The organism is Listeria immobilis, assembly GCF_014322845.1.
Lineage (GTDB): Bacteria > Bacillota > Bacilli > Lactobacillales > Listeriaceae > Listeria > Listeria immobilis.
On record NZ_JAASUA010000002.1, the window covers coordinates 80,408 to 105,434 of the forward strand.

Sequence of the window (25,027 nt, forward strand, 5' to 3'; positions counted from 1 at the left end):
AAGCTGCTTTTTATAGAAAAAAAGGATAGAACAGGACCGATAAAGGCAAAAAGAAAGGTGATGGGAATAGAGCGAAAGGCGGATTTAGCAATATATTTAAAGGTTTTTTCGATAGTAATCTTCCTCTCTTTTAAAGTTTCCAAAAGAAGTATACTATAAAAAGTTCTAAAATAGTACTCTCTTGAATATTCTTCACGATTGCTTTATCATAAAGAAAAGATAAGTGTTTTGGAGGTGTGGAAATATGACAAAACCAATAGAAGAATGGAGCGCTATAGCGGAAAAAGCTGCTCGGAAAACTGGTGAAGTTGCAGGGACAGTTGCAAAAGTATCTGTTTATGGTTCCATTTGGGCTGTAAAAGCTGGTGTCAACAAATCTCGGACATTTGTACAAGGATTCAAAAACGGTTGGTCTGGTAAATAAAACCATGGGAAAAGGGAGAAAGTGAATTGTTAAATTACTTATCATCATTAAACCCAGTACTGCTGGCGCTACTTGCTGGTATCTTTACGTGGGCATGTACTGCGGCTGGAGCATCATTAGTATTTTTCTTCAAAAATCTTAATAAAAAATGGGGCAATGTGATGCTTGGATTTGCTGCTGGTGTTATGCTGGCTGCTAGTTTTTGGTCACTTCTTGCACCTGCAATAGAAATGAGTGCTGATTGGGGTAAATTTTCTTTTGTACCAGCGCTGATTGGCTTTCTATTAGGTGGTATTTTCTTGCGTGTTATTGATAGGATTATTCCACATTTACATTTTGGCTTTCCAGAACAATCAAAAGAGGGACCGAAAACATCTCTTAGAAAAAGTATTTTATTAGTTTTATCCATTACTATTCATAACATTCCAGAAGGTGCAGCAGTTGGTGTAGCTTTTGGGGCAGTGATAACAGGGGATACGGAAACATTAATTACAGCAATTGTGTTAGCGCTTGGTATTGGTATTCAAAACTTCCCTGAAGGTGCGGCTGTTTCGATTCCACTGCGCGGAGAAGGATTATCTCGCGGGAAAAGTTTTTGGTATGGACAATTGTCAGCGGTAGTCGAGCCGATTTTTGCTGTTATTGGTGCAGTGTTAGTAGTTTTTGTAACACCAATTTTACCATTTGCACTTGCATTTGCAGCTGGTGCGATGATTTTTGTTATCGTAGAGGAATTAATACCTGAATCTCAAGTAGAAGGTTCAGCCGATTTAGCAACTGCGGCGACAATGGCAGGATTTGCTGTGATGATGGTCTTAGACGTAGCACTTGGATAGAATTTATCTAAGTGTTTTTTTATGACTAAATTTATATTTGCGGATTAAGCGTATTTAATGTAAAATCAATAGTGAAACATTTCACAATAAGCTAGTTTTCAGGTATATTCCTGTGACTATACATTCGACACGGAAAAAAGCTCCCACTTTATCCGTGTCTTTTTTGGTGCTTTTAGCCTATTTTTAAACTATTACTAGCAACCATTATTTTTTGCTGTATAATTGGCATATAAGAAAAGCTGGGGAAGGCGATTCTTAGATGAGGTGCCTACTGTGCGAATCAGATGGTTTAGAGTATCTGTAGTAGCTATTTTTCTTATTATCATACTTGTAGTTGGAATGAAAGAATTTCAAAAATATCAATTTACAAAGTCTCGTAATAAAGTAATAGCACAAATGGATAAGCTAATGGAAGAAAAAAATGGTAGTGAATTTCACCGTTTGGAAAAGGTGAAAGAGGGAGTCGAAATAATTTCTTATATTCCTAAAACTGCTACAAAAGAAGATAACAAAACTATTCAAAATGAAGTGAATAATGCCATCGACAAAGCGCAACTTGAAAAGGCAGAAATTATTTTTTATACTTTTCAAAAGCGGAAATTGGCTAAAAACGCAGTATCTTATAAAGTGGAGCAATATGAGTATGTTAAAGAAGGCCAAACAAAACTATCGCTCCAAAATGAAAAAGATATATGCAAAAATTTAGTAACGGATGCTGAAACAGGCAACTTACTAACACTTGAAAATGTTCTACAAAAGAGTGATGAAACAAAATTAAAAATCAAAACAGCTGTAGAGCAAGAACTTATTAAATCAGGGGACATTCCTTTAAAAGACATTGGGGTTTTAGGGGAAGTTAAGAGTATAGCTAAATGGACAGATACAAATTTTGGGCTAACGGATACAGAATTAATTTTACCGATTGAAGTACCTGGATATTTAAAAATTAAAAAGGTTAATTTAAAATTAGCTGATATAGCGGATTTGGTCAATAAACGTTATTTACCAGATGATATGAAAGTACCAGCTACGCCAAAAGCAAAAGAAGGCAAAAAAATTGCACTTACTTTTGACGATGGTCCAAGTGCTTCAGTAACACCTAAAGTTCTTGAAATATTGAAACGTAATAAGGTTAAAGCAACTTTCTTTGTACTTGGTTCACGAGCGTTGCAAAACCCGGGATTAGTAAAACGTGAATTAAATGACGGTCACCAAGTTGGAAGTCATTCATGGAATCATCCACAATTGACAAAGCTCTCTAAAAAAGAAGTGTATGAGCAAATTTTGAAAACACAAAAAGTCGTTTTTGATCAAACTGGATATTTCCCAACAACGGTGCGCCCGCCTTATGGTGCGATAAACAAAGAAATAGCAGATGAAATTGGTCTTCCAATAATTCAGTGGTCAGTTGATACAGAAGATTGGAAGAATAAAAATCCAAAAATCATTACATCAAAAATCATGGCAAATGCTTCAGATGGTGCGATTGTATTAATGCATGATATTCATCCAACTACAGAAGCGAGTGTTGATAAAACTATCAAACTGCTAAAAAAACAAGGTTATCAATTTGTCACTATTAATGAGTTGTTTAGTGAAAAATTACAAGTTGGAAAGCAATACTTCGATGAAAGTGAAGCGAGGATAGTAAAATAATTCTATTTTGTTTAATTTGAACGTAGACAATGTGTTAAGTCATTTTGACTGCGTTTTTGTTTGCTATATAAATAAAAAAGTAACTAGCTTAAGCGCAACGTTGAACAGGCTTAGGATAGTTACTTTTTACTATTAGTTAAATGGCTATTTTTATTTGTCTTCTTTTATATTATTTATTTTACGTAAGGTGAATAGAGCGATGCTGAATAAAATTAGACCAAAAATTATAGGTAGAGAGCTTTCTTTATCGCCTGTTGTTGGCAATGCTACATAGTTATCAGGGCTTGAGTTGGAAGAGTTGATAACTGATGATTTTTCGGAGCTACTTCCATTTGTTGGCGGTGTACTGCTATTCTCTGATATAGGAGGAGTTAAGCTGCTACTATCATCACTATTATTAGTACCATCACCATTATTAGTAGTATCATCGCTATTTTTATTAAACTGGGCATATAATGTAATATCGTTAGCGGGCATTGTGTCGTTGGCGAAATCCCATTTATTTCCACCAGTCTGTGCATCATACCAACCAGTAAAAATATAGCCTTCTTTTGTTGGCGGTGCTGGTTCTTGGAGATGATTTTGATAAGTGATGGTTTGCGTAGTGGAAGAACCATCTACATTAAAAGTAGCTTGATAGTCATTAATATTAAACTGTGCATATAATGTAATATCGTTAGCGGGCATTGTATCGTTGGCAAAATCCCATTTATTTCCGCCAGTCTGTGCATCATACCAACCAATAAAAGTATAGCCTTCTTTTGTTGGCGGTGTCGGTTCGGTTAATAATTGATTTACAGCGTTTGCTTCACTTGTTTTTACACCATCCACATCATAGATAACCGTGAAAGCTTCTTCTAAAGGTTGTGATACCGTCCCTGAAAAATAAGTGTTTACATTAGCGATGGAGACATCTTGATCAAATGAATAATTTACTTCGTTAGTAAAAGTGGGTAAATCCCAAGTGATATTTGAATCAGCGTAAGTTCCATTATTACTAATATAATTAGGAACTATTTTTGCTCCTGTCTCATCTATAATATTATTCGGAAGGACTAGGTTAGTTTGGTAGTTTACAGGGGGATTAGTAATAGTTTGTGATTGTAAATCTAGTACAATTAAATTAGTTAGCCCAGCTAAAGGACTTATATCTTTTATTTGATTGCCGGAAAGATGTAAATCTGTCAGGCTAGAAAGTCCAGATAATGAGCTAATATCTTCTATTTGATTGTTACTTAGCATTAGATCTTCTAACATAGCCATTCCAGCTAAGGAATTTATATCACCGATCATATTATCGCCCAAGTTTAATATTTTTAAATTATTTAGTCCGGATAACGAGCTAATATCACTAATTTTGTTTAAATACAAAGTTAAAGTGGTTAGGTCTGATAAGTTAGCTAGTGCACTAATATCATTGACTTGATTAACCCCTAGATTAATTACTTTTAAATCAGTTAAATTAGCTAAAGCACTGATGTTACTTACTTCATTCATATATAAACCTAGTGCAGAAAGTTTTGTTAAGTTAGCTAAAGGACTAATATCATTAATCTGATTGACGGATAAATTTAAGGTAGTTAAGTTATTTAGGTTAGTTAAAGGGGTGATGTCACTTAATAAATTACCAGTTAGTTTAAGTGAAGTTAGGGAAGTCAAATTTGCTAATGGTGTTATATTGCTTATTTGGCAATAACTTAAATCAAGTGTTTGGATATTATTTAAATACTGCATGCCTTCCAGATTTTGTATGCCGCTAGAATTACCTAGCATATTAATGATTGTATCTAGCTCGTCTTGGGAAACATTATCTGTTGTCGATGATTTTCCAAGCGTCTTTTGCATAAGTTTTGCTAAATTAGTATCTGGAAAAATTTGATCAATAGGCGTTGGCTGTGAAATACTCTCTGCTTGGGCTTCTTTTCCAATACATAGACTTAAAATAGTACCTGTAACAATTATTAGACTTAGGAGAATATGTTTTGTTTTTTTCATTTTTATTAACGCTACCTTTCTGATTTAATTTGGATGATAGCAACTAATTATTAATATATCACAGGCCCTATATTTAGAAACTACTTTTAAAGAACTGTTTTTTTATAGTGTTTGTCGATTAGGTGAATTTCTAAACAAAATAGATATCAGTCGCTTATTTAAGACGAAATAGCTGTATACAGGCGTTTATAATTTGTTTTTGTTTTAAAATGTTCTTAAGATGACTAAATTAATGAGTTAAATAATGGAGAAATTTCCGGTATGGCAATGAAGCTATTTCCAATCCACAAGGGCAGTTACTGGAAAATGATCAGAAGCGGAAAATCCGTTCATTTCATCTGTAATTGTTTCATAAGTGATAACCTGAAAAGCATTGGAAACAAAGATATAGTCGATTCGCTGCAACTGATTTTCCGGGCGACGAGGATTAAAGTCATGGAAGCTGCCATTTGGACCGATAGCCGGAGTTTTAGCTATTAATTTTGCATCCTGATATTTTTCAATAATGTGCTGGTAAGTTAAAGTGGTGGGCTGGCTGTTTAAATCACCAAGTAATATTAGTGGCGCTCCTTCCGAAATTAGCTCAGCTCGTTGTAATATAAATTGAATGGCAAATAATCGAGCTTCTTCCGATACGTGGTCTAAATGAGTGTTAAAGACAAAAAATTGTTTTCCGTCGCTATCTGCTAATTTTCCCCAAACACAAATTCGTGGAAACATAGCGGTGGCATAAACGGAAGGAACATCAGGCGTTTCTGAAAGCCAAAAATGACCGCTCTCTAATAAAGTGAAACGATTAGAATTATAAAAAACAGCAGTAAATTCACCTTTTTCAAGTCCATCATCACGACCAACACCAAAATAATCCCAGTTAAGCATTTTCTGAATATCAAGCATTTGCTGCAAAACTGGTTCTTCAACCCCTATAATGTCCCAGTGATATTTTTTTAGTAATGAGTTAAGTAGCGGCTTACGTATTTTCCAACTCTTTTTTTGGTCAGAAGTATCATCAAAACGAATATTAAAACTAGTTACATGAAACATTATTTATCCTCCTTTTTTTATGATACTGATTTTATTGCAAGCAATTCGTGGATTATTTTATCCAAAAAATCTTTTTGCCATTCGTGATCATTTGTTGTTCCGTGTAAATTTGTACTAAGAGTAAGTTCCCCACGAAAAGTAGTTGCTGCAACTTGAAAAAATGGTACATATTTTAACGAGCCACAAATGAAGCAATCCGTTAAATAGCTATTTTTAAAGTGGAGTTTTTCCTCATCAATGATTCCGATGTTGGTGAAGCTGGTTATTGGAATAGAATATAATTTTCCAGAAGCTTTTTTTGCAAAGGAATAGCTTTTTTGTTTAAAAATAAATTCTAATAAATAATAAATTCGTAAGGGGGTAAGGCTGTTTTTTTGAGAGTTAAGTGATTTTTTCACTACTTGAAGTGCTTTTTCAAAAGAAGCTAAATCATCACTCGCGTCAATTTGGCATGTGATGTTGGCGGTTAGGTTGGTAATGCCCTGACTCGTTTTATTTGGTAGATATTTACGCAAATCAGTCGGGCAATCAATCGACATAGCGTGCCGTCCAGTTGTTTGTTGGATGGTTCGGGTCATTGCAGCAAAAAGAACATCATTAACAGTTGCATCGTGCTGTTTAGCATAGGTAATAACTGCCGAAAAATCAGTTTTTGAAAGTTTTGTCCAAATGATTTTTGGATTTTCAGGGTCGCCTTGAAGTGGGAACGTTGGGTTGTTAATCGGTTTTTTGTCAGATGTATCGGTTAAAATTTTTCGTTTCTCTTTCCGTGAAAACTGATCAAAAACTTGTTTTAATTTCCGAGAGCCTAAACTTAAACTGGCTTGATAAGATGGATTAACTAACAAGGCAGAATAAAGCGCACTCAATAAGTACAAATATTCTATAAAACCGGCGCCATCAGCAAGCATGTGATTCATAATAATTACAAGTTGATCAGCTGTCTTAGTTCGCACAATAGTGAAGCGGATTTGCGGCCCATTTTCGGTAGATAATTTTTTAACGAGTGCACGATTTACTTCTATTTCTGGATTAGTAGTCTCAATAAGAAAAACGAGGTCATCAGCAGAAAAAACACTTTCTTGCCAATACGCTCCTTTTTTTGTTTCTTTAAAATGACAGAGAAGTAGGGGGAGTTTTTTCGTAGACATTAGGACAGCTTTTTTTAAAGTGGTAAGATTTAAATGACTTTCAAATGTAAGAACCGTATGTAAGTGATGATCGTTTTTCATTTTCTCACCAGAAATATAGTGTTTAATATCAGAAGGTTCAGCCGGGTATTTCATGATTTTCACCAATGGATTTCCTCCTTTCTTCGGTTGGAATAGTTGTTAATAGTTTCCCTGAATAAGACGGAGCGAAACCAATTGGTGATTTAAGATAGTACAGCTGACTTTGTTTAGAAAAGAGTAAATGATTTATACACAAAGTTATTAGAAACGCTGAATTTTGAATGGTGGGATATAAAAAAGATTGGGACTCGCAAATAGGAGAGTCCCAATCTTTTTTATTTATACATACTTTCGACTACTGGTTTTAATTGATCAATAACTAGTCCGCTGCCACCGCGACCTTTGACGTTTTCAATCATTCCGACCATTAAATAATTTGGATTATCAGCATCAAAGGCATAAACAAATCCATTTTCAAGTCCATCTTCACCTTGTTTTTCTTTTAGTTCAGCGGTACCTGTTTTAGCTGCGATATTGTGTCCTTGGATTTGGAGATTGTGTGCTGTTCCGGCTGGGTCTGAAACAGTTTTGATTAATGCCGCTTTTACTTGATTAGCGGAAGTTGCTTCGGTTGCTTGTGTCGTTTTTCCAGCTTGTTCTTTCATGTCTAATTTTGGATAAGGCATTTTCCCGTTGTTGGCAATAGCCGAGTAGGCGATAGCTTGCTGGATCGGTGACATAAGTAATTCACCTTGGCCATAGGAAGTATCTGCCAGTAAAATATCTGAATTTAGCCCATCGTTGGAGATTTGTGCTGGCTCCATAGTGAAAGGTAGGTCATACTCTTTAGCAAAATCAAATTTTTCAAGTCCGGCTGTTAGTTTGTCTTTGCCGATTTCTAATCCTTCTTGTGCGAAATAAATATTATCTGAGTGAACAAGGGCATCCGTCATATTCACTTTTGGAACGTCATGAACACGAGTGACAAAATATTTACCCCAAGAAGCATCTTTTTGCCATTTTAGTCCAGAGATTTCACGGACTTTATCTGGTTTTGTAATACCTGTATCAAGTCCGATAGTTGCTGTAATTGTTTTAAAAGTGGAGCCAGGAGCATACCGATTTGCATATCTAGCTAGAAATGGTAGTCGTTTATCATCATTGTATTTTGCATAATCTTCTGCAGTAATACCAAGCACCATTTGATTTGCATCATAAGAAGGTGTACTTACTAAAGCTAAGAGTTCGCCATTTGTTGGGTTGATCATTGTGACAGCGCCTGTTTCTGAGCCAAGACTATCGAAAGCCTTCTTTTGAACGGCAGCATCAATAGTTAGCTTTATTTCTTCACCATCTTTACGATCGATTTTTTGTAGTGTGTCTTCTTGTTTTGTTTGGTCATTGATAATTTTGATTGCTCCACCATCTTTGCCGCGAAGTTGTTTATCATAATAACGTTCTAATCCGTTTTTACCAATAACATCGCCAACACCGAGTTTAGGATTTTTTTCAATATCTTCTGCACTTACTTCGCCAACATAGCCAATTAAATGCGAGGTAGCTTCATTTAATGGATAAGTTCGGAGTTCTTTTTGTGCATATGTTAGACCTGTTGCTTCAGGAAGTTTATCTTCATCTAGTGTAACAAGTGGAACAAAACTGTCTGCTTGAACCCATTTTTGTGCTAATTGTTTATTAATATATTCCGTTGAAATGTCTAGTTTTTTACTAATGTCTTGGATGTTTTTCGTTTTTTCATCGCCTTCACCTAGTTTGGTAGGGACGATACCAGCTTCGGAAAATTGACCTTTTGTTGCAAGCGGTACACCATTACGATCGACAATTTGACCACGTGTTGCATTATCTTCCGTTAGCCGAACTTTGTCAGTTTTCACCATTCCTGGGAAAATAAGAGCTGGTTTCCAGTCGATTTTCCAGTCGTCCCCTTGTTTAGAAATGGTTGTTTGATATTTTTGTGTAGCTAGTTTTCCTAAGCTAGTACGCATTTCCAGATTGTAAGTTAGGTTGAATTTTTTGGTTTTATCATCATAAACCGATTGTAGTTTTTTGACTTTAATATTTTCGGCGCCAATGCCACCATATACGGTTTGGTATTTTTCTTCCATTTCTTTGGCGGTAACTTCTACTTTTTTGAGAGATGCAGTGGTGACATTATTTCCAAGACTATCGTATTTTTCTTTAGCGATGTTTGAAGTAAATGTTTCTGCAGCAGCCAAAGCTTCTTTTTCATCCTTATGTTGATTTTGTATGAAAAAATAAATGGCAAGACCTATCAGGACAATAACGACGGCGATAATTCCTATAATTAGGGCCTTCTTGCTGTTCCTTTTTTTTCCATTTAAATTAGTCATAATACACCCCTTATATTCATAATTGTTCAACTAATTATATCAAATGATAGGAAGAATACGAAAAAAATTAAGAAAAACTTTAGAATTGCTGGACATATTTTTTTCTAATTGATGTCATAGTTTGTTCTTATTTACTTGTTAAAGTAGTAATAACGAAAGGATGATGCTAGGTGGAAGAGATGGAACAACAAGAAAAGAAAATCGTTTTTCGCGGAAAAGGTATCCATAATAAATGGAAGTGGAGTACGATTATTGTTAGTATTCTCTCTGTCATTATTATTAGTGTTTTGAGTTATCAGCTGTATTCAGTTAGTCAAAATAGCCCGGGAAATAGTAGTGGTAACATGCAACAAGCTCCTAGTGGAGACGGAGCCCCAAGTGGAACTCCGCCATCTGGTGAACCCGGTCAAAATCCTGGCAGTTCATATGATAGCAGTGATTCAGGCACAAGCGATAGTGATAGTAATAGTAATAGTACAAGTAGCGATAACACGATATGATTTTCTGCCCTCTAAACAGCTTGTTTTAGAGGGTTTTAATTAATCTTTAAAAAATCTTATGTTATTTTCGCTCTCTTTTTTTGTCATTTTATTGTAATATATAGGTAAGTTACAATAAATGAGGTGTGTAAAATGGCAAGACATGCGCAGAAAAAAAAGCGCCGTACTCGTAAAGGCAGAGTTTTTGTTACTATTTTATTGGCATTATTAATTTTAGTTGGTGTATTTGCAGTTATTGGTTATTTTCAATATCAATCTAGTTTAAAAGAAGCGCAAAGTGATAGCAATCTAAAGGACTATACATTCAACGGAGTCAAATCAGATGGTGATGCGATTAATGTATTGCTTATAGGTAGTGATTCTCGCGGAGAAGATCAAGGTCGTTCAGATAGTTTGATGATTGCTCATTACAATAAAAAAACGAAAACACCTAAACTAGTATCTATTATGCGTGATACTTATGTGGATATTCCAGGCCATGGAAAAAACAAAATCAATGCGGCATACTCTTATGGTGGTCCAGAACTTGTCCGACAAACAATTAAAGAAAATTTTGGTGTCGATGTTGAGTATTATGTCGTAGCAAATTTCGAAGGTTTCCCAAAAATTGTTGATACACTTGCACCGGAAGGAATTAAAATCAATGCAGAAAAAGATATGTCGAAAAATATTGATGTAAGTATTAAAAAAGGCGAGCAAGTGATGGATGGAAAAACATTACTACAATATGCTCGTTTCCGTAAAGATGCAGAAGGAGATTTTGGACGGATTCGTCGTCAACAACAAGTGTTAGAAGCATTAAAAGAACAAGCTCTTGATGTAGGTGATGTAACAAAAATTCCAGATGTAATTGGTAAGCTTCAAGGCTATTCATCTACAAATCTACCAACTGGGACGTTAATGTCTGTTGGTTCGGATTTCTTACTTGGTAAAACAGAAAATATGGAAAAATTTGCTATCCCTGTTGAAGGAAAATGGCATAATGAACGAATTGAGGGAGCAGGTTCTGTTCTTCGTTTAGATGATGTCGCTGCAAACGCCCAAGCATTACAAGATTTTTTGAAATAAATTAGAGCACGGAAGTCCATTCTTCGGATTTTCGTGCTTTTCTAGTTATAAAATACAGCTAATCTACACACGACTCGCTGCTTAATATACGAAGGTGCGGTAACAAAGACTATCCAATTTAGATGGAAAATCGGCACAAAATAATGATGAAGAAATGATAGGCTAGTTTTAAATTTCTTTTTTTGCTTGGGATGGCTTATAATGAATACATATTTGAAAAGGGGGAAGATACTTCGTGGAAAGTGTAACAAAAAAAAGGAAATGGAACTGGGCACAGATTCTTGCAATTTTTGTATTAATAACGCTCCTTATTTCAATGGTTTATGCAGTTATTAACTTGATTTCAGCACCATCTGGAACTGTTCCTGAGGGAGAAAAAACAAAGGGCGATTATACGCTAATGCTTATGCAATGTATACTTGGAGTGGTTGTGCTCTTTTTACCATCGCTAATAAGTAAGAAAATGAAATTCGTAATACCAAATGCCATGTATATTGTGTTTATTGTTTTCTTGTATTGCGCAATTTATTTGGGGGAAGTACAAAGTTTTTATTATTTAATTCCTAACTGGGATACAATCTTACATACGTTTAGTGGAGCAATGCTTGGGGGCCTTGGTTTCTCGATTGTAAGTTTACTGAATAATGATGAACGGGTTACTCTCTCGATGAGTCCAGTTTTTGTAGCATTATTTGCTTGTAGTTTTGCTGTATTTTTAGGTGTTTTCTGGGAATTTTATGAATTTGCAGCGGATAGCTTTGGAATGAACATGCAAAAAACAATGTTAGAAGACGGCACGATGCTTCAAGGGCATGCGGCTGTTGCGGATACGATGGGTGATTTATTCGTCGATTTCCTCGGCGCATTTGTTATTTCAGTTGTAGGGTATTTCTCCATTCGTAAAAACAAAAAATGGATGCTAAACTTTGAATTTAAAAAAGTGGATAAATAAGAAGTGAAAAAATGGAAAACAGCTAACGAAAAATCGTTAGCTGTTTTTGTATTTGGTTATAATAGTAACAATGTGATTGATAGCATGAATATCGTCTGAAGTTAAGCTTATTGTTTCGCTAGTTTGACTGTATATCTGATGCTCGTAAATTTTCGTTATTTTGGAAAAATCATTTATTTCTAGCCTATTGTCTACACGATTAGCAAACTCGCGCAAAGTTTCGCTAGTTTGACGAGAAAAGCCATAGGAAGTAAGGAGTTTCAGCAATTTATTGTAAATAGTATAGAAATTTGGATTTTTCTTTAATGACCGAAGTAATAAATACCCGCGAATACGGCGTCTGAAAATTATTGCCGCAGTGATAATTGCAAGTACTAATCCAGCTGGTATCCACCAAATCCATGATGGAATCTCAAAAGTACTGTTAGTGTTATCTTTTTTCGTTTGTTCTTTCTGCTCTGTTTCGCCAGTTGAACTACTGCCAGCTTCTTGTTCAGGAGTTTGTTCTGGCTGCTCAGGTTTTGCTGCTTCACTCGCGCTTTCACTTGGATTATCTGGTTTATTTGCCGTTTCTGTTGTTGGTTCTTGGAAATTCTCTGGGTTCGAAAAAGTGGCAGTTGGCTCAAATGGAACCCAACCAGTACCTGGGAAAAACACTTCTGGCCAAGAGTGAGCGTTATTATTCGTTATTGTATAGATGGATTTGTCGCCATTAGTTTCCTTTTCTCCTTCGCCAGGAGTGTATCCTTTTGCCCAACGCGCTGGAATTCCAAGTGTTCGAAGCATCATAACCATCGAAGTAGAAAAATTGTCACAATAGCCAATTTTAGTTTCAAATAAAAATTGATCTACATAATCGGCGCCATTCGGTGTTTCTTGAGCGTCATCAGTACTATAAGTAAAGTCACCTGATTTACTTAAATAATTTTCAATCGCTTTTGTTTGATCGTAAATGGAATTGGCATCTTTTGTCACTTTGTTAGCAAGAGTTGTAATGCGCTTTGGTAATTCACTAGGCGTTTGGGTATATTTGGAAATAAATGCATCTGGTAAAGTACTAAAATCGGCATTTTGCATCTTTTCAATATCATAAACGGGTGTTTGTAATTGAATAGTGTAATTTTTAATAGTATCTGCAGGTGTAATTTTTTCGGTTGTTAAATTGGCGTTAAATGTGTCAACAGCGCTATTAATAGTCTGCACTCCGTAAGGGTAAGGCACATATTCACTAGAAGCTTCAAAACTGATTTCGGCTGTTTTAGTGTCGCCAGTTGTTTCTTCAGAAAGTTGAATGGGAAAGTCATCACCAGAAGAAAATGTTTGTAGTTCGGTTGACTTTTCATTCGTCCAACCCGTACCAGTATAAATTCGTTTTGATTCTATACGCCAATAATGACCATTGTCAGTGCGTGCTTTAAAGACAGTTGCATTGTCTTTTTTTAGAGCACCGCCAAGCTCGGTATCATCTTCGCTATAACCAACCGTACGCGTCGTATTAATTCCAAGAGCATTGCGGATGACAGGAACAGGGTCCGGCCAAACCGGTGCTTTTTTTGGTAGCATTAACGAACTAAAAACAAAAACAGCGAGTAGAAATAGCACAAAAGCATGATATATAAAGCCATTACGTTTAATCGAATCAGAGTTTACCCGGTTTATGGCAGTAATTCGGCTCGTTAAAGCAAGATGTAGTAACAAGAAACCTTCTAAAACTGTTCGAACAATGGCCCAACTACTATTATAATTTGTAAAAGTATTTATAACAGCAAGATAACTAACTGTTAAAATAAGTACACTCATAATTCGTTGTTTCCGTAAAATGCTATATGTCGTAATATAACTAAGTAGCCACAACGCAATTAGAAAGACAATGAGAATAAAGTCCATTGAAATGTCAGATGAGCGGAATTGAACCATATTAGTAAAACCGCCAAATGTGGTTTGGAAAAACGAAGAAAACCATTCAGCTGAAAAAATTCCTGCTTTTGCATAATATATTCCGGATACAATATAGATCATTCCAATATGTAGCGGAATAGTCCAGTAATATTTTAACCGAATGAAAAAACTAGCTAGTGAGATGGTGATAAATAGAATTATCCAGGTTGCGGTATTTAATTCAGTTAAATTAGCAAAGGGATAAATCCACTCAGAAATAAGTAAAACAGACAAAATAAATAGTAAAAAAATCGAGAGCTTTTTCTTCATCCGTTTTCACGCTCCCATCGGCTCATCAAGCTAGTAGGCTCAAGAAATATAGCACCAGCTGCATCAACTGTTTTCGTTTGTTCATACTGAAATGTAATAATTTGCAGTTGTTTATTATCAGTTAAGCGAGTAACTTTTTGCATTAACATTGTATCCACCGTTGGAGTGAATAGCAGGATTTTCTCGCCATCATGTAAGTTATTATCAAGTGAATCTTGTAATATTAAACTATCTTCTGGTTTAAGTTCAGCAAATGCGGTCGAAATTTCTTGTAATGTATTTGCATCGAGAGCAGGGGCGAATTTGGTTATTTTGTCTCCTAAAATACTAACGCGAATTTCCCCTTGATCTTCAGAAATTTTCCGAATGAATGAATAAGCGGCACGTAAAGATAATTCAAAATACGGATGATTAGCGCCATAAAAAATAACGGACAAACGAGATGTGGCGCTATTTTCAAATTCACGTGTCATCAATTGATCTGTTCTAGCAGAAGACTTCCAATCAATTAAAGAAATTCGGTCACCAGAAGTGAATTCGCGCAAACTGTGCAAATTAGAATTCTTTTTAAGCGTCCAGTAAGCAGCATTTCGTTCATTTTCAGGAGAAGCTTCTTGGATTTTTTCTAGGATGTCAGGAAAGTAACTAGGATAGACAGTGAATGATTTTTCGGAAGATGTGTGAAAAGAACGTTCCAACAACCCGAAAGCATCACTTGTTTCTAAATCAATTGGCGCAAAAGTATGAATACCTCGAAGCCCTACAAAGCTCTGAAATGTCACAGTGAATTTTTTCTTGAAAAGTGGATATACTAATTGTTGACGCGCATTTGTTTGCCCAAAACTAAGTGGTATTTTTTGCTGAAATAACAAATAACCCACTGGATAATGAGATTTTCGCGTGAATGTCACTTGCATATCTATTAAATCACCATCATGATAGGTGTTTTTTGCAAAGTGACGATGCACGCTCCAAGCTTTCAGTGGGTAAACTGACGATAGCAATAATACAATGATAATAAAACTAAAGAAGTATGTTAGAAACCAACTTGCAGTATCACCTTGAAACAAAGTATACGACCAAAGTCCAGCATAAATTAGTAATAAAATAATCCATCTAGATGCCAATAAGAGACGTTTTTTTAACATCCGTTTACCTCTTTTCTACCGGGACTGATGTGTTTTTCAGAATAGAAGTAATGATTGATTCAGGCGTTTCCTCGTTATAATAAGCCTCTGATTTCAAAATTAAACGATGGGTAAAAATTGGAGGCGCTAAATACTGAATATCATCTGGAATAACATAGTCGCGACCTTCAATAAGTGCAAAGGCTTGTGCGGCTTGCATAAAAGCTAACGATCCACGAGGACTAATCCCCAGTGCGACCGAAGCATGTTCTCTAGTGGCAGTAACTAAACGAATAATATAGTTTTTTAAAGCATCATCAATAAAAACGTGTTTTGCTTGTTGTTTTAAGTCTAGTAATTCGTTCAGGGTTACGACTTGCTGAGTTTGGTCGAGTGGATCTTGATATTGTTTTAATGTAAGTAATTGCAGTTCTTCTTCTGCAGTCGGATAACCAATATTGATTTTTAATAAAAAACGATCTAATTGTGCTTCTGGTAGTGCATAAGTTCCCTCATATTCAATCGGGTTTTGAGTCGCCATAACAAAAAAAGGATTGGCTAGTTTGTGGGTTATGCCATCAACCGTAACACTATTTTCCGCCATACCTTCTAAAAGTGCAGCTTGTGTTCTAGGTGCAGTACGATTAATTTCATCTGCGAGAACGATATTCCCCATTATTGGACCTGGACGAAATGCAAAATCGCGGGTTTCTGGATTGAAAATGGATACCCCTGTTACATCCGCTGGCAATAAATCTGGAGTAAATTGAATTCGTTTGAAAGATACACCAATTGTTTTTGCTAAAGTACGCACCATCATTGTTTTACCAACACCTGGAACGTCTTCAAGTAATACATGCCCTCCAGCAAGTAGCGCTGTTAAGCTTAATTTAATTACATGTCGTTTACCGACGATTACTTTTTCCACTTCATTTATAATTTGTTCTATTTTAATGGATGGCTCTGCAGACATAATTTGCCTCCTATTTTTAGTTGAAATTTTCTCATTTATGTATTAATGCTACTATAATCGACCTTGAATGTAAAAGATTTGATGCGTGATGGACATTTTCTAGGAGATTGTTTACACTAAGAATAACTGGAGGCGAGGAACTTTGAGTGTGAAATTAGGAGATTTAATGAAATTACCATCTTTAAAAGAAGCGAAAGTAGTGTCAGGAAAATCTGGTTTATCTAAACTAGTTTCTTCTATTTCTGTTTTAGAATATACCGAAGTGACCCTTTTGGATGATGAGTTATTTGATAATAATGAATTTTACGGTAGTGAAATAGTAGTTTCGGCGTTTGTAAATATTTGTAATGATGTGGAAGCACAATGCCGAACGATCGAACGATTACATAAAGTCGGTGAAGTGGCTTTAATTTTATATTATGTGGGGATTTTTATTCCGAAGCTTGATGCACGGTTTATTGAATATGCTAACGAGTTGGATTTTACTATTATTGTGATGCCTGAAAATGAGATGTCTTTACGTTATAGTGAAGTGATTTATGAGGTGGTAGAAGCAATTGTTAAACAAGAAATGACGGATACTAACTTTGTGAGTGAGTCGCTGGAACAGATTTCAAATGTTAGACCAGCACAGCGAAATATTGATACAACATTAAAAGTTCTTTCTGATAGAACACATGTATCGCTTGTTTTAACGGATAATTCGTTTCAAATAATTAATTCGATTACTTGGCCAAGGACTCGGCAATGGGATTTTGATGAAATAATTGAAGGGTCAAAACAACTAAATGAACACGAACTTACAAAGTGGACAGTGGATGAGCGAGCTATTTATGCTGCTAGAAAGCCGATTTTTCAAGATGGGATGCAAGCGATGCACTTATTTATGATAAAGGAAAAAGACTCACTTACAACGGATGTTGCAATGCAAATCAGTGAGGTAGTTCAAGTGTTTATGAATTTATGGGGCAAAAACTATGTTGAAATTAGCACAGCGGAGTTAATGAAGGCTATTTTAAACGATGAAAGTTTGAAGATGCGCCGACTTGGAAAAATTTTAAATGTTGATGTTTCTTCTATTAAATGGATGTGGATTGTGAAAACAGAAGAAATTCGCGATAATGAACAAGTATTAAGTGAATTAAAAAGCTTTGTTGCAAGTCATTTTAATGTTTCGTTAATCGATTTATTTGAAAAAAATATTGTTGTGTTATTAGATAACTCAGTTGCGCAGAGGGACCGGACGCACACGGCACAAACTTTTGCAGAGATGATGAAGCAACTCGGAATTAAAATGAAAATCACTGTTTGTCAAGGCATGGAACAAACCTCAGATGTGCAATATGCCTATTCACTTGTCAATGAAAATAAGAAAGCTGCTAATGCAATTTATGCTAGAAAGCTAATTTATTCACTGCAAGAAATTGATTTTGCGGCAAAATGTGTGGAAATTGTTGGAAGAGGAGAGCTAACAATTGCAGATCATCTGCGCCCGCTTAGACCACTTGAGAATAACGAAGAATTGCTTGAGACGCTTTCAGTATTTTTATTAGAAGGAGAATCAAATTATAATCAGGCAGCAAATCTGCTCTTTCTTCATAAAAACACGATTAAATACCGGATTCAACGGATAAATGAATTATTGCAATACCCAGTAACGAAAATTCCCGAGTCTTATAATCTCTATTTAGCGGTGGCGGTTAGAAGGCTCCTTAGTGAAACGAACAATAATAATTAAAATCAGCGCGATTTTTGTCTAAAGTGACAAAGATTGCGCTGTATTTTTTTTATTCTGATAAATACAAATGATACCTAGTTCTTATATAATTAGTCATTAATATAACTATTACTATAAAAAAGGGGCGAAATAACATGACAACGAAAAAAACAGAGCAACAAACACAATCTTGGCAAAGCTTAGCATTTGTATGGACTGGAGCAATGATTTGCGTACCTAGTCTCCTTGTTGGGGGAACGCTTATTTCAGGTATGGCTCTTTGGGAAACGATTTTAATTGCACTTATAGGATATGGTGTTATCGTCTTATTTATGATATATCAAGGAATGCAAAGTAGTGACTTAGGTCTTCCGGCAGTCAATGTAGCAGCGCAAGTATTTGGCGAGCAAGGGAGTAAGAAGATTATTTCGATTATTTTAGCAATTGCTTGTCTTGGCTGGTTTGGTATTCAAGCTAATGTCTGTGGAGCAGCTTTTTCTCAGTTTTTAGGTATTTATGGTATTAATCTTCCTGTACCAATTTCTTCCTTGATTTGGGGAGTCATTATGCTACTTTCGGCACTTTATGGAATTCGAATTTTGAGTATTTTAAATTATATTGCCGTTCCAGTTCTATTATTCGTTTGTGTCTATGCTTTAGTTGTTTCGCTGAGTGGAGATGGCTTATCTATTGTTCAAAATTACAAACCAGTTGGACATATGTCATTCATGTCAGGTTTAGCCATTACGATAGGTTCATTCGCTTTAGGAGCGGTAATTGCTGGTGATTACTCTCAGTACACTAAATCACGTAAAGACGTTGTAAAGGCTGCGATCGTTGGAATTTTACCATCTGGGGTATTGATGATAGCTATTGGTGCGATACTTGCTCTTACGGCGGGAACAGCGGATATTTCTGTTGTATTTACTAATCTTGGACTGCCTCTTTTAGGAATTATTGGTTTAATTTTAGCTACATGGACTACAAATGCGGTGAATGCATTTTCTGGCGGTATTGCAATTATCAATGTATTTAATATCTCTGAAAAATACCATAAAGCCGCTGTGGCAATAACTGGTGGACTTGGAACACTCCTAGCTGTAATTGGAATTCTAAACCACTTTGTACCAATTATGTCCGTTCTCTCAGCGATGGTTCCACCTGTTGCAGGCGTGATGATTGCTTCCTACTGGATTATACAAAAAGGGGATAAATCCAAGTGGGCTCCTGTAGAAGGGGTAAACTGGCTTGGATTAAGTGCATGGTTGATTGGTGCAGTAATTGCGGGGATTCCAGTTATTTTAACTTTCTTCCCATCATTGCCACAATTACCAAATCAACCATTAATTGGAATTGTTTTGTCGCTTGCTGTTTATTTAATTGGAGCGAAAGTTTTAAACGGAAAAACGAACAATGTAGAAAACTTGGAGGGAAAATAAATGCGTTATTTAGATGAACAAGCTATTGAAAATATTGCGATTGGTGCCGCTTTTTTAGGAACTGGTGGGGGCGGAGATCCATACATCGGTAAAATGATGGCACTAACAGCAATTAAAAAATATGGACCAGTACAACTTTTATCTCCAGAAGAAATTGCGGATGATGATTTTTTCATTCCAGCAGCAATGATGGGTGCGCCTTCTGTACTTATTGAAAAATTTCCAAAAGGCGATGAGTTTGTCCGTGTGTTTGAAAAATTAGGAAGATACTTAGGTAAAGAAGTAAAAGGAACATTTCCAATGGAAGCAGGCGGAGTTAACTCAATGATTCCGATTGTTGTGGCGGCTCAACTAGGCTTGCCGCTAATTGATTGCGATGGTATGGGGCGTGCTTTTCCTGAACTACAAATGGTAACTTTCCACTTAGATGGCGTTTCAGCAACACCAATGGCGATTACCGACGAAAAAGGCAACATTGGGATTATGGAAACAATTGATAACAAATGGACTGAACGTCTTGCTAGAGTGACTACTGTCGAAATGGGCGCGAGTTCACTTGTTAGTTTATATCCTTGTGATGGAGCGCAAATTAAACAAAGCAGTATTAAAAATATCGTGACACTTTCAGAAGAAATTGGCAAAGTGATTCGAGAAACTTCTCTAGATGAAGCAGATAAATTACAAAAATTAATAGATGTAACGCATGGTTATCATTTATTTGAAGGGAAAATTATTGATGTGATGCGCGAAACTCGTGCAGGCTTTAACTTTGGTAGAGTAAAAATTGCTGGTTTAAATAAAGATATGAATAGCGAAGTAATAGTCCATTTCCAAAATGAAAACCTAGTCGCAGAGAAAAACGGTCAACCGATTGCAATAACACCAGATTTAATTTGTATGGTTGATTTAGAAACATTAATGCCAGTCACGACGGAAGCACTAAAATATGGTAAACGAATTCGCGTGATGGCACTTCCTGCAGATAAAGCTTGGCGGACAGAAAAAGGAATTGAGACAGTTGGGCCACGCTATTTTGGCTATGAAGTTGACTTTGAACCATTAGAAGAACTTGTACAAAAGGAGGAACGCCGCCATGTATAAAATAGGAATTGATGTTGGTGGTACAAACACAGATGCGGTTATTTTAGATGAAAATCAAAAACTCATCCATAGTGTCAAAATGCCAACAAGTGAAGATATTGAAACAGGAATTACCGAATCATTACATCGTGTCTTAAGTGAAACGGGAATTGATCGTTCGAAAGTAACACATGCGATGCTCGGAACAACACAGTGTACAAACGCGATTGTAGAGCGCAAAAAACTGGCAAAAGTAGGCGTTTTACGTTTAGGCTATCCGGCAACAGCATCCGTTTTACCATATACAGCTTGGCCAGAAGATATGGTAAGCTTTTTATCAGGAAAATACAAATTAACTGGTGGCGGCTATGAGTATGACGGTCAAGTGCTATCCGAAATTAATGAAGAAGAAATTCGTGCAACTTTGGCTGAATGGAAAGGGGAAGTCGAGTCTGTTGCAGTTGTAGGCGTCTTTTCTTCATTGAAAAATGACCAAGAATTAGCAGTTCAACAAATTATTACAGATGAACTTGGCGCAGATATTCCTGTATCCATTTCATCTACAGTTGGTTCCGTTGGGCTAATTGAACGTGAAAATGCAACCATTTTAAATGCGGCGCTTTTTAAAGTTATTGCGGCAACTAGTAATGGCTTTGAGAAAGCACTGGAACAAGAAGGAATTGAACACGCAGAAATTTATCTTTGTCAAAATGATGGAACACTAATGTCGCTAAATTATGCAAGACAATTTCCGATTTTGACGATTGCTTGTGGACCGACAAATAGTATACGTGGCGCTTCCTATCTTGCAGGATTAAAAGATGCAATGGTACTTGATGTTGGTGGTACAACGTCGGATATTGGAGTGCTTACAGACGGATTTCCTCGTGAGTCTTCACTAGCGGTGGATGTTGGCGGAGTAAGAACTAATTTTAGAATGCCAGATATTATTTCGATTGGTCTTGGTGGCGGTAGTATTGTTCGCGAAAATGATGGCGAAATTACAATTGGCCCAGATAGCGTCGGTTACCGCATTTCCGAAGAAGCACTCGTTTTTGGTGGGAAAACATTAACAACTACAGATATTGCTGTTCGTCTAGGCATGGCGGATATTGGTGATGCAAAATTAGTCGCACATATCCCAACCGATTTTGCTGAAAAAGCATATGAGCAAATCGCTTATATGACGGAAGATGCAATTGATAAAATGAAAACTAGCTCGAGTAACGTAAATCTTGTTTTAGTTGGTGGTGGGAGCGTGATTATCCCTGATGAAATTACAGGTGTAGCTACGATTTTCCGTGATAAAAACGGACCAGTTGCTAATGCGATTGGCGCGTCGATTTCACAAATCAGCGGACAATATGAGCAAATCTATATTTATTCACAAATAGAACGTGAAGATGCACTGCAAGATGCTGAACAAAAAGCAAGAGAACAAGCTAGACTTGCTGGAGCAGTGCCAGATACGATTGAAGTTGTAGAAGTAGAAGAGATACCACTTGCTTATCATCCAGGTAATGCGACTAGATTACGGGTGAAGGTTGTTGGAAATTTGGTTTAAAAATAGCACCTCCAATTTAGAAAAATAAATTGGAGGTGTTTTTTATACAGATATAGGAATAAAAACTACTATATTAGCGCTAATCTTCATCAAATGCTCACAAAAAACGTACCTAATTATGTTATACTAAATTGAATTGAAGGAAGTTATTTCTTCATTTAGCTAAACAAATAGGTAACTAAGTCTAAGAAAAAAGGATGATATAATTATGAAAATTGGTATTATCGGAGCAGGTCCAATCGGTACCACTCTATCCAATAAGCTGTCAGAAAATGGACATGAAGTAAAAATTGCTGATGTCCGTAGTATAGAACGTTTAAAAAACAAAACATTTAGCGGAAAAGCAGTAGATGTAGAAGATGTTATAGTTGATATAGATATGTTAATTTTATCCATACCTACTTTTGTTATACCTAGCATTGATCGCATAATATCTCAAGTTGCAAAGGAAGTTATTATTGTCGATACTTCAAACTACTATCCATTTAGAGATGATAAAATTGAAGCTATTGAAAAAGGTGAAGTTGAAAGTATCTGGGTATCGCAGCAAATTGGGCGCGACGTAGTGAAAGCTTTTAACAATCTATTAGCCTATACATTAGCCAATAAAGGAACACATCAAGATGATAAAAATCGTATTGCAATAGCTGTTTCAGGGAATAATATTGTAGAAAAAGAAAAAGTAATGCATATTGTAAATGAAGTAGGTTTTGATGTTGTAGATAATGGGGATTTAAACAACTCATGGAGAGCACAACCTGGGACACCTGCTTATTGTACTGAACTGACAAAAGAAGAATTAAAAGATGCGCTAGAAAAAGCTAACAAAGAAAAAGCTCCGTCACTTAGAGAGAAAGTCATTGCTAGCTTTTCACCCGATTTTAACCATGAAGATATTGTTAATTTGAATAGAAAAATCTATAATGAAAAGTAATCAAAAAAATTGGATATACAAGCTGTTATCGCAACATCACCGAAATATTAAGTTAAAAAAAGAAGTTCATATCTGCGAAAAATAGCTAAATTCTCAAAAAAGAAATCAGTCAGTAAGATTGGTTTCTTTTTTTGGTTGAATGACTTTCAAATAAATACCAGCCTGACTTTTTTGAGTTGCCACCCGATTCATTTTTCGCACTTTTTCAGAAATATCCGCCACAGGAATAAGCAGACCGTTCACTAAAACAGATGGATTAATCAATCGTGTTTTTTTCTTTTGATGAAAAGTGTAGTCTGAATGGTTTTCCTCTAAACGAAAGTCACTCCAAAGGACTTGAATTTGTTCTTTTACATCTGGATTTTGCATTAATTTAGCCAATAGTTCTGCATCTGTTAGCTGGAAATCAGCAGTTGTGATTGTTTCTTGCTGCAAAGCCAATCGAAGTGCAATCGCTAAAATCTCATTGGCAAATATATTCAGTGGATCATAAAAATAATCAATTACTTCCGAATAATATTGCTCTACAAACCACTCTGCAGTAGGTACATCCGTCAAATAAATCTGCCCATTTATAACTACTAATTTATCCAAAAAATGTGCTATTTCTGCCAAACTGATTTTTTCATGCCGATACAAGTCAACTAATGTATAATCAATCCGGTCCGCACAAAGTTCAGGTGCTTCCTGTTCTAGAATCTTCCACTTGGAAATATCTGCTAAAATTTCTTTATAAGAAAAACCATATTTTTCTAAGATAGTTGGAATAGTGGAGTTTTTAACAAAGTCTTCAAAAATTTGTTCATGATAATCCTCTTTTTCCAATTTAAGAGCCTCATCAACTGTATGAGAAAAGGCAGTATGAGAAACGTCATGAAGTAAACCAGCAATTTGTTCCTCCAGAGATCCACCAAATCGTCGGATAAACAGCATCACACCAATAGAATGCTCCAATCTTGTTACGTTCCAAAGCGGATTCACTAAATAACTAGCGCCGCCTTGATGTATTTCTCCAAGTCTTGTTACTGAAGGACTTGCAATTAATTCTTCTAGTACTTTTTCAATTTCAAAAGTTCCATAAATCGGGTTGGTAATTTTCATCGTTGCACCTCCTTGTTAAGTATAACGTAAAAAATGATTCTTCTCATAATGTATTCCATTAAAATATATAGCATTTATTTGTTAAAAAAGTGATATGTTAGGCAAAATCTATATGCTATAATGAATATTGTCTGAATAAAGTGTTTTCTTATTCAGTTCTCACTAATAATAGTTCTTTTTTTGTATTTGGTAGAATTTGAAAACAGTGAGATTTTTGGCAGCAAAAATATATCAAAAAAGGATGGGTTTTATGTTTGATAAGTTAATGGGAAAAGCTTCAGTGGTTACCGAGTCTTCTTATGGAATTGAAAGATTTTTAGATGAAGATGAGCAAATTATTCGTGTTTTTAAATTTGTAAGAGATGAATTAATTATTACTTCAAAAGGTATTTTTAATGTTGATGCACAAGGCTTAACAGGGAAGAAAGTTGAATATAAATTTTTCCCAGTAAAAGCATTGAAACACATTTCTATTGAAACAGCTGGAACTTTGGACCGAGATTTTGACTTAAAAATTGGTGTTGACGGGAATACAGTAGTGACACAAGCTACTTCATACTCTGCACCATTAACATTAAAAGTACACAAAAATGATACAGAACTAGGTATGGAACTCTTTAAAACAATCAAAGGAATGCTGTAAAATTAAAAGTAATTTTAAAACTACATATTTCGGACAAAACTATCACTGAAAATGGTGTAAAATGTTTGAAATGCAAAAAATAATCGTCTTTTTTAAACTATAAAACGTTTAAAGACGGTTATTTTTTAATTTCAAATAAAAATTTTGTCAAAAGTATTAAGGTTGGACAAAAATCTTAACAACGTATTTCCGAAATAGCATTGCTTGTGAACGACAAAACAG

The 25,027-nt window shown here is 35.6% G+C and carries 20 protein-coding genes; 12 read left to right on the top strand and 8 right to left on the bottom strand.

Annotation, left to right across the window (positions count from 1 at the left end):
- Window positions 1–244: 244 nt before the first annotated feature.
- The 3 genes from HCJ45_RS03370 (at window position 245) to HCJ45_RS03380 (ending at window position 2,916) form a co-directional block, all read left to right on the top strand.
- Complete coding sequence (locus tag HCJ45_RS03370) at window positions 245–424, top strand: hypothetical protein (RefSeq protein ID WP_187124014.1); 180 nt, start codon at window positions 245–247, stop codon at window positions 422–424.
- 26 nt (window positions 425–450) lie between these two features.
- A complete protein-coding gene (locus tag HCJ45_RS03375) occupies window positions 451–1,260 on the top strand; it encodes a ZIP family metal transporter (protein ID WP_187124015.1) in 810 nt (269 codons plus the stop codon).
- Window positions 1,261–1,533: 273 nt separating this feature from the next.
- Window positions 1,534–2,916 carry a polysaccharide deacetylase family protein gene (locus HCJ45_RS03380; protein WP_187124016.1) on the top strand — a complete coding sequence of 461 codons (1,383 nt, stop codon included), beginning with the start codon at window positions 1,534–1,536 and terminating at the stop codon, window positions 2,914–2,916.
- Between the two features lie 150 nt (window positions 2,917–3,066).
- Here the strand turns inward: HCJ45_RS03380 and HCJ45_RS03385 are convergent, their stop codons facing one another.
- The 4 genes from HCJ45_RS03385 to pbp4 form a co-directional block, all read right to left on the bottom strand.
- Window positions 3,067–4,911, bottom strand: coding sequence for an InlB B-repeat-containing protein (locus HCJ45_RS03385; RefSeq protein WP_187124017.1), 1,845 nt, complete (start codon window positions 4,909–4,911; stop codon window positions 3,067–3,069).
- A 273-nt stretch (window positions 4,912–5,184) separates the two neighbouring features.
- On the bottom strand, window positions 5,185–5,955 hold the full coding sequence (locus HCJ45_RS03390; protein WP_187124018.1) for an endonuclease/exonuclease/phosphatase family protein: 771 nt from the start codon (window positions 5,953–5,955) through the stop codon (window positions 5,185–5,187).
- Between the two features lie 17 nt (window positions 5,956–5,972).
- Complete coding sequence (locus HCJ45_RS03395; protein ID WP_187124019.1) at window positions 5,973–7,253, bottom strand: module of peptide synthetase; 1,281 nt, start codon at window positions 7,251–7,253, stop codon at window positions 5,973–5,975.
- A 209-nt stretch (window positions 7,254–7,462) separates the two neighbouring features.
- Entirely contained in the window at window positions 7,463–9,499 is a 2,037-nt protein-coding gene (gene pbp4 / locus HCJ45_RS03400; protein WP_187124020.1) for a penicillin-binding protein PBP4(5), read from the bottom strand.
- A gap of 170 nt (window positions 9,500–9,669) precedes the next feature.
- Between pbp4 and HCJ45_RS03405 the strand changes: the two genes are divergently transcribed.
- From HCJ45_RS03405 to HCJ45_RS03415, 3 genes are all read left to right on the top strand, one after another.
- Window positions 9,670–9,999, top strand: a complete 330-nt coding sequence (locus HCJ45_RS03405) for a hypothetical protein (RefSeq protein ID WP_187124021.1) — start codon at window positions 9,670–9,672, stop codon at window positions 9,997–9,999.
- A gap of 132 nt (window positions 10,000–10,131) precedes the next feature.
- Window positions 10,132–11,067, top strand: a complete 936-nt coding sequence (locus tag HCJ45_RS03410) for an LCP family protein (protein WP_187124022.1) — start codon at window positions 10,132–10,134, stop codon at window positions 11,065–11,067.
- A gap of 235 nt (window positions 11,068–11,302) precedes the next feature.
- Window positions 11,303–12,019, top strand: a complete 717-nt coding sequence (locus HCJ45_RS03415) for a DUF2238 domain-containing protein (protein WP_187124023.1) — start codon at window positions 11,303–11,305, stop codon at window positions 12,017–12,019.
- 36 nt (window positions 12,020–12,055) lie between these two features.
- On the opposite strand, the gene HCJ45_RS03420 is transcribed toward HCJ45_RS03415, so the two are convergent.
- Genes HCJ45_RS03420 through HCJ45_RS03430 form a run of 3 tightly spaced genes read right to left on the bottom strand, consistent with a single transcriptional unit; the run spans window position 12,056 to window position 16,327 of the window.
- Window positions 12,056–14,227: a DUF4129 domain-containing transglutaminase family protein gene (locus HCJ45_RS03420; RefSeq protein WP_187124024.1), complete on the bottom strand. Its 2,172-nt coding sequence runs from the start codon at window positions 14,225–14,227 to the stop codon at window positions 12,056–12,058.
- Window positions 14,224–15,375 carry a DUF58 domain-containing protein gene (locus tag HCJ45_RS03425; RefSeq protein ID WP_187124025.1) on the bottom strand — a complete coding sequence of 384 codons (1,152 nt, stop codon included), beginning with the start codon at window positions 15,373–15,375 and terminating at the stop codon, window positions 14,224–14,226. Before HCJ45_RS03425 ends, HCJ45_RS03420 begins: the two co-directional genes overlap by 4 nt.
- A 4-nt stretch (window positions 15,376–15,379) precedes the next feature.
- Window positions 15,380–16,327 (bottom strand): AAA family ATPase, encoded by a 948-nt coding sequence (locus HCJ45_RS03430; protein WP_187124026.1) that lies wholly within the window; start codon window positions 16,325–16,327, stop codon window positions 15,380–15,382.
- Between the two features lie 142 nt (window positions 16,328–16,469).
- Here HCJ45_RS03430 and HCJ45_RS03435 point away from each other — a divergent pair, with 142 nt between their 5' ends.
- The 5 genes from HCJ45_RS03435 (at window position 16,470) to HCJ45_RS03455 (ending at window position 23,061) form a co-directional block, all read left to right on the top strand.
- Window positions 16,470–18,065, top strand: a complete 1,596-nt coding sequence (locus HCJ45_RS03435) for a PucR family transcriptional regulator ligand-binding domain-containing protein (RefSeq protein WP_187124027.1) — start codon at window positions 16,470–16,472, stop codon at window positions 18,063–18,065.
- Window positions 18,066–18,199: 134 nt separating this feature from the next.
- Entirely contained in the window at window positions 18,200–19,483 is a 1,284-nt protein-coding gene (locus tag HCJ45_RS03440) for a cytosine permease (protein WP_185345881.1), read from the top strand.
- Window positions 19,484–20,584 (top strand): S-methyl thiohydantoin desulfurase family protein, encoded by a 1,101-nt coding sequence (locus HCJ45_RS03445; RefSeq protein WP_187124028.1) that lies wholly within the window; start codon window positions 19,484–19,486, stop codon window positions 20,582–20,584.
- Window positions 20,577–22,127 (top strand): hydantoinase/oxoprolinase N-terminal domain-containing protein, encoded by a 1,551-nt coding sequence (locus HCJ45_RS03450; protein WP_187124029.1) that lies wholly within the window; start codon window positions 20,577–20,579, stop codon window positions 22,125–22,127. Before HCJ45_RS03445 ends, HCJ45_RS03450 begins: the two co-directional genes overlap by 8 nt.
- 208 nt (window positions 22,128–22,335) lie before the next feature.
- Window positions 22,336–23,061 carry an NADPH-dependent F420 reductase gene (locus HCJ45_RS03455; protein ID WP_187124030.1) on the top strand — a complete coding sequence of 242 codons (726 nt, stop codon included), beginning with the start codon at window positions 22,336–22,338 and terminating at the stop codon, window positions 23,059–23,061.
- Between the two features lie 105 nt (window positions 23,062–23,166).
- Here HCJ45_RS03455 and HCJ45_RS03460 read toward each other — a convergent pair whose 3' ends face one another.
- A complete protein-coding gene (locus HCJ45_RS03460; RefSeq protein ID WP_187124031.1) occupies window positions 23,167–24,162 on the bottom strand; it encodes an HD domain-containing protein in 996 nt (331 codons plus the stop codon).
- Between the two features lie 250 nt (window positions 24,163–24,412).
- On the opposite strand from HCJ45_RS03460, the gene HCJ45_RS03465 reads away from it, so the two are divergent.
- The gene (locus HCJ45_RS03465) at window positions 24,413–24,805 is read left to right on the top strand and encodes a PH domain-containing protein (protein ID WP_187124032.1); all 393 of its coding nucleotides are present in this window, start codon (window positions 24,413–24,415) and stop codon (window positions 24,803–24,805) included.
- Window positions 24,806–25,027 lie beyond the last annotated feature (222 nt).